This window comes from Pseudoalteromonas sp. S3431 (genome assembly GCF_000690035.1).
GTDB lineage: Bacteria > Pseudomonadota > Gammaproteobacteria > Enterobacterales > Alteromonadaceae > Pseudoalteromonas > Pseudoalteromonas fuliginea.
Map to the genome: position 1 here is coordinate 1 of NZ_JJNY01000077.1, position 5,784 is coordinate 5,784.

At 37.3% G+C, this 5,784-nt stretch carries 6 protein-coding genes; all 6 read left to right on the forward strand.

Annotated features, from left to right (window positions below; genetic code table 11):
* Window positions 1–582 precede the first annotated feature (582 nt).
* Complete coding sequence (locus DO88_RS03395) at window positions 583–1,149, forward strand: RNA polymerase sigma factor (protein ID WP_232224826.1); 567 nt, start codon at window positions 583–585, stop codon at window positions 1,147–1,149.
* 164 nt (window positions 1,150–1,313) lie between these two features.
* Window positions 1,314–1,856, forward strand: coding sequence for a UpxY family transcription antiterminator (locus DO88_RS03390; RefSeq protein ID WP_008137321.1), 543 nt, complete (start codon window positions 1,314–1,316; stop codon window positions 1,854–1,856).
* Between the two features lie 2 nt (window positions 1,857–1,858).
* On the forward strand, window positions 1,859–2,290 hold the full coding sequence (locus DO88_RS03385) for a glycoside hydrolase family protein (protein WP_007378997.1): 432 nt from the start codon (window positions 1,859–1,861) through the stop codon (window positions 2,288–2,290).
* A 1-nt stretch (window position 2,291) separates the two neighbouring features.
* Window positions 2,292–4,277, forward strand: coding sequence for an ATP-binding protein (locus tag DO88_RS03380; RefSeq protein ID WP_007378998.1), 1,986 nt, complete (start codon window positions 2,292–2,294; stop codon window positions 4,275–4,277).
* Complete coding sequence (locus tag DO88_RS03375; RefSeq protein ID WP_007378999.1) at window positions 4,255–4,881, forward strand: Pvc16 family protein; 627 nt, start codon at window positions 4,255–4,257, stop codon at window positions 4,879–4,881. Before DO88_RS03380 ends, DO88_RS03375 begins: the two co-directional genes overlap by 23 nt.
* A 111-nt stretch (window positions 4,882–4,992) precedes the next feature.
* A partial coding sequence (locus DO88_RS0118415; RefSeq protein WP_033040614.1) for a hypothetical protein occupies window positions 4,993–5,784 on the forward strand: 792 nt, incomplete at its 3' end.

Sequence of the window (5,784 nt, forward strand, 5' to 3'; positions counted from 1 at the left end):
GATCAAGTCTGAGCTAGTACAGATAAGACAAGCTGCTAGATACGTATTTCCGGCTTTTATTTAAGTACGCGCAATATAGAATTAGAATACTTATCAAGCATTAAATTTATTTCACTAAGTACTTTCCCTTTACTTCATAAGTTCCATTTAACCCATATTTTATAAGTCGGAAATAACAAAACAACTACTTATAAGTTAGAAGGTATTGAACCGTCCTATTGAGACTAGAACTGCTAATTTTTTGTCAGTGCAGTTTTATTTGATGAGGTTTAAGTTCACAGACTTTAATTTATAACGCTATTCTAATAATTAAAACTACATACAGTAATAAAAGCGATTATTAGTTTTTATCACTCCTCTACCTTGCAATATATTGGCGCTTTTTTGTTGTAATGCTTTGTAATAGACACGAATCAAAAAAGTAATACTATTATTTCCTTAAATACAGACAAGTAAGAAAAACACCGATTAATGATAAATAACTACATGTTGTTATTTTTTTGTTTTTCTTTTGTTTTATTTTTGTTCACATAACTCTTGGTTCTACGTCATCGCTTCGTAAATTCAATTTAAAGCGGAGAGATGATGTTTTTATCAAGGAGTTCCCATTCAAGCGTTCAGCTTGAAACTAATCCCCACCTAAAGTTTTGGGTTATTTGGTCAGATTATGAAAAACGAGTGCGGGCTTGTTGCTATAAATGGTTATATAGCGACCAAGATCGAGTTGAAGACGCCATGGCACAAGCGTGTGAAAAAGCGCTTAAAGTTTATATACAAGACAGCTCTCAAATAGAAAACATGTTTGCTTGGCTTTGTCGGATAGCCCATAACATCTGTATGGATATACATCGCTTAAATAGTAAAGAAAGCGATTTAGTGAAACAAGCCAACAGCTCCTCAACACAGTTTTATTTTACGGAGAGCCAGTCACAAACATTGGAAAGTGAGTATGAACGTATTCACCTATATCAGAAGTTGATGGATGCCATTAATGATTTGCCTAATGATTTAAAGCAAGTGATCCAGTATAAATTTATTTATGAAATGGAGTACTCAGAAATAGCAAACCAATTACAAATTAGCCAAGAAAATGCAAGAAAGCGTGTGCAATTGGCTCGTAAGAAACTAAGTGCATTACAGTATGTATAAGCCCTCATGTTCAGGTCATCGGTTTTTCTTGGCTTGTAACCACAAAATAATTTAAAAAATCTTTTTCACAAACAGATGAATACCCCGTTATTCAAATAACGGGGTATCTGACCAAGATACCCAAATTTAAATCGAACATTCGCATCACCTTAGCTGGGATTGATGTGGCGGAGCTTGGCTGGAGCATTAATATGAAAAATGAAAGGCAGTGGTTTGTGGTTTATACCAAAGCCAATAGTGAGAAAAAATTTGCTGTACAGGTCAATCTTTTGCAAAGTGATTGTGAAGCATTTTTGCCTTTAATAGATCAGGCCCGCCAATGGAGTGACCGAACCAAAGTGGTAAGCGTACCGTTATTTAAATCATACGTATTTGTTTATATTGACGGTAATGAATTTCAACAGTTAAAACGCCTACCAGGTTTCGTTTCATATATTAAATTTAATAATCTACCAGCTGTGATTTCTCAGCAAGAAATGAAAAAAATTCAACGTTTTATATCTACAGGTAAAGTGGTTGAAGTGCTGTCTAATCGTTTGCTAGTAGGAACTAAAGTGGAAATTGTTAGCGGTAGTTTACAAGGGTATTGCGGTATTCTGGTTGAGCGACGTAATCAACAATTAGTCGCAATTGAAGTCGAGGGATTAGCGCAAAGTATGATGCTAACTTTACCTGAAATGCTATTGAAACCGATTGTTGAGGTTTAATTATGGCGTATCTAAGTGAAACAAATATACAAACGCTGAAAGCCCAATTATTGCGTTATGAGGGGTTATCATTAAAACCATATAGATGTACCGAAGGAAAATTAACGATCGGTATTGGCCGTAACTTAGAAGATAAAGGTTTGTCATTGGATGAGGTAGATTACCTATTAAACAATGACATTAATAATGTTATAGCACAGGTTGCAGTGCATATTCGCGTTTTCAAATTATTGAATGAAACTAAAAAGATTATTTTGCTAGATATGGCGTTTAATCTTGGGGTTGCAGGGCTATGTAAGTTTAAAAATATGCTCAGGGCACTGGAAGATAAAAATTACCCTTTAGCAGCGGCTGAAATGCTTGACTCTAGATGGGCTAAGCAGGTTGGAGTGAGAGCTGATGAGCTGGCACAAAAAATGGCTCTAGGAGAGTGATATGAGTGCCATTATACCTCAATTACAAGTGCCTCATTCAGAGCAAGAGCGGCGAGTTGCTTATCATCTCTATCAGTTTGGTAGTGCGCTAAAAGCACAAGATGAACATCTAAGTGATACTGTTAAAGAGCTACATGAGCAGTTAAATAAACTAATTTTTATGCCACGGTTTAACCATCTTACTGATTTATTTTCGTTGTCTCATTCTGAAACTAAGTTGCTAGCACTTGTTTATATTCAAGTTCAAGATCCAGACGTAATAGCCCCATTTTTAGGATTAAGTTGGTTTGAGCAAGGGCCAACATTGAGTTTAGATAAGTTAGTAACATTAGTGGACGAATCTTTAAATAAATACAACACCATAGCAGAATTTGGCCCTAAATCAGCATTGTTTAAATGGGGGTTAATATACCTAACAAATGAGAGTATAGGTTTACAAAGCGCAGTGAATATTGCCCCTTATTTACATGAATTTTTGCAATGTGGTACTACAAGCTGTGATTACCTTAGTTTCTTTACTTTAGTAGACACGGCGCAGGACCCAGTATTTGATAGTTGTTTTAGTTTACCAGAAGAGGTTGCAGCTCAATCATTACTTATTATCGACAGTGAAAATGATGAAATAACCGCCTGGTATACTCAGCAGTTGGCATTACGGTGCGATACCACGTTGGCACACTATGTAGCAGAGCCAAACAATGGTTTCAACATATCTCATTTAGCGCATGAATTTGCCTGCTTACAGCTCATAGCTCAAACGCAACCAGTATTATTGTATTGGCCCGAAATTGGTAGCTTGTTACAACACAACTTAATTCAATTAAATACTCTAGTTGAGCAATGTACAAAATTGGCGTTAATAACAACAACAGCTAGCCCCTTGTTTGACGAGGTATTTACGCAATCATTAAAAATTAAAGTACAAGTACCAAATTTGTCACAATTAAAAGAGGCTTGGTTGTCGTTATGTAATAGCGAGCAACATACGCATTTAGATAAAGCCCAAGCTCAGCAGTTGGTGGCTAAATATCCCGTAGCGTTACCTCATATGAAGCAGCTAGCAAACAATGCTAAGGCAGATAAAAGTGATGAACAAGATTACTGGGAAACATTGCAAGCGCTGTGTTTTTCAGCGCAAAGTCAACACTGCGATGAACTAGCTAAATTGTGTCAAGCGCGCTTTACCCTCGACGACATGATATTGAATGACAAAATTACGGTGCAATTGCAGGAGTTAATCGCCAGAATTAATTTTAAAGCTTCATTACAACAGCGTCTACCTAGTTTTAATCAAGGATGTAAAGCGCTATTTTGGGGTAAACCAGGCACTGGTAAATCTATGGCCGCAGAAGCCATTGCAGGTGAATTGCAACTACCACTGTACATAGTTAATTTGGCCAATATTGCCAGTAAATGGATAGGTGAAACTGAAAAGCACTTAGCTAAGCTATTTGATTCAGCTCAGAAATATAATGCGGTACTCATGTTTGACGAAGCAGATGCGATTTTTGCAAAACGCAGCGAGGTAGAGTCAAGCCATGATAAAAACGCCAATATGGGCGTAAGTTACCTACTTCAACGTATGGAACACTACACGGGCTTGTTGTTACTAAGTACTAACTTTAAAAGTAACCTTGATGAGGCATTTTTACGTCGCTTTCAAGGGGTAATTGAGTTTACTTTACCTGATAAACAGCAGCGCGTTGATATTTGGCAGCGTAATTTAAGCACCAATGCAGATAGTGATTTATGCCAAGGCATTAGCCAACTTGCAGCATTGTTTGAGCTCAGTGCTGCGCAAATAATCAATATCTGCGAAATGGCATTGTTGCAAAGTTTGATCGCTGACAAAAAGTTGATTAGTCGAGCCGAGATTGCCAATGCATTACATAGAGAACTCTCAAAACAACATGCCGGCTTTATGACCCAGCAATCTTTATCAACGTGGTTAACGGGAGGGCACAATGGACGCAACCTTAATTTATAAAGTACAACAGGCACTTGATTCGTTTATTAAAGACAAAGTTTTATCGCTCAATAATAACGATGATGTAGTAGATACTTCTATTGTATTGAGCTTTCAAGCGCCAGATAATGAATTTACTACTGGTTTAGGCAGCGACCCCGCAATAAATTGTTATTTAGTTGGTATAACTGAAGATATTCAGCGTCGTCAAAGTGAGCCACCTCGTACGCAAATAAATTTTACGCAAACTCACCGTACACGATTCATTGAGCCTAAATTTGTGTCATTGACTTATATGCTAACCGTTTGGAGTAAAAACCCACAGCAAAGCGCTGCGATAGAGCATTTGATCATGGGCTATTTAATTGCAGGTATAGGACGGTACGATTTTCTACCTGAAGAGTTACTACTCGCACAACAAATTGATATATCACCTTATGGTATCCGCAGCCAAATATTCGGTAATGAGTACAGTGAAAAAGTAACAGGGCAAGTATGGCAGGCACTCGGGAGTACGCCTAAAGCAACCATTCTCTATACGCTCTCTTTGCCTATGCCAGTATTTGAGCCAGTACAACTGCCAATAGTAAAAGAAATTAATAAACTCTTAGATAACAAAGCTTAATTTAACCTCAATTATTTTACCTAACAGATCCCATAATTTAATCGGCAGTTGTTGAGCATTCAGCTCAGCGGCTGAAATCATCATTTATTTATTAGATTACAGAGGAATATTATGAGTACTTCAGAACTCAATGAACGATTAAAAAGCTACTTTCAGCGTGGTGATATCCCTACTCAACAAGAATTTGGGGATCTAATTGATACGGCAACAAGCAGTATCAATAATGATCGTTTACCAGAGCAGATAGATTTAACTCAAATTGGAGAAAATTCATCGCTTAAAGTGAAAGAGGTTATAGCTAATGGCGCACAAATCACGAATATAGCCAACAATCATTTACCGCCTCAAATAGATTTAACGCAGAGTGGATTGGTCACCGATTCAAGTGTAAAAGCGGGTGAATTAATTGGTGATGGGGCAAAAATAAGCAATATAGCCAACAATCATTTACCGCCTCAAATAGATTTAACGCAGAGTGGATTGGTCACCGATTCAAGTGTAAAAGCGGGTGAATTAATTGGTGATGGGGCAAAAATAAGCAATATAGCAAACAATCATTTACCGCCACAAATAGATTTAACGCAGAGTGGCTTGGTCACCGATTCAAGTGTAAAAGCGGATGAATTAATTGGTGATGGGGCAAAAATAAGCAATATAGCCAACAATCATTTACCGCCTCAAATAGATTTAACGCAGAGTGGCTTGGTCACCGATTCAAGTGTAAAAGCAGGTGAATTTATTGGTGATGGGGCAAAAATAAGCAATATAGCCAACAATCATTTACCGCCTCAAATAGATTTAACGCAGAGTGGCTTAGTCACTGATTCAAGTGTAAAAGCAGGTGAATTTATTGGTGATGGGTCAGGCCTTATAAACTTACCTCAGATTGATCTCCCTTCGCAA

What these genes read in the sequence shown, in the direction of transcription:
- DO88_RS03395 (WP_232224826.1), top strand. Translation starts at nt 583, where the DNA reads ATGATGTTTTTATCAAGGAGTTCCCATTCAAGCGTTCAGCTTGAAACT.
- DO88_RS03385 (WP_007378997.1), top strand. Translation starts at nt 1,859, where the DNA reads ATGGCGTATCTAAGTGAAACAAATATACAAACGCTGAAAGCCCAATTA.
- DO88_RS03380 (WP_007378998.1), top strand. Translation starts at nt 2,292, where the DNA reads ATGAGTGCCATTATACCTCAATTACAAGTGCCTCATTCAGAGCAAGAG.
- DO88_RS03375 (WP_007378999.1), top strand. Translation starts at nt 4,255, where the DNA reads ATGGACGCAACCTTAATTTATAAAGTACAACAGGCACTTGATTCGTTT.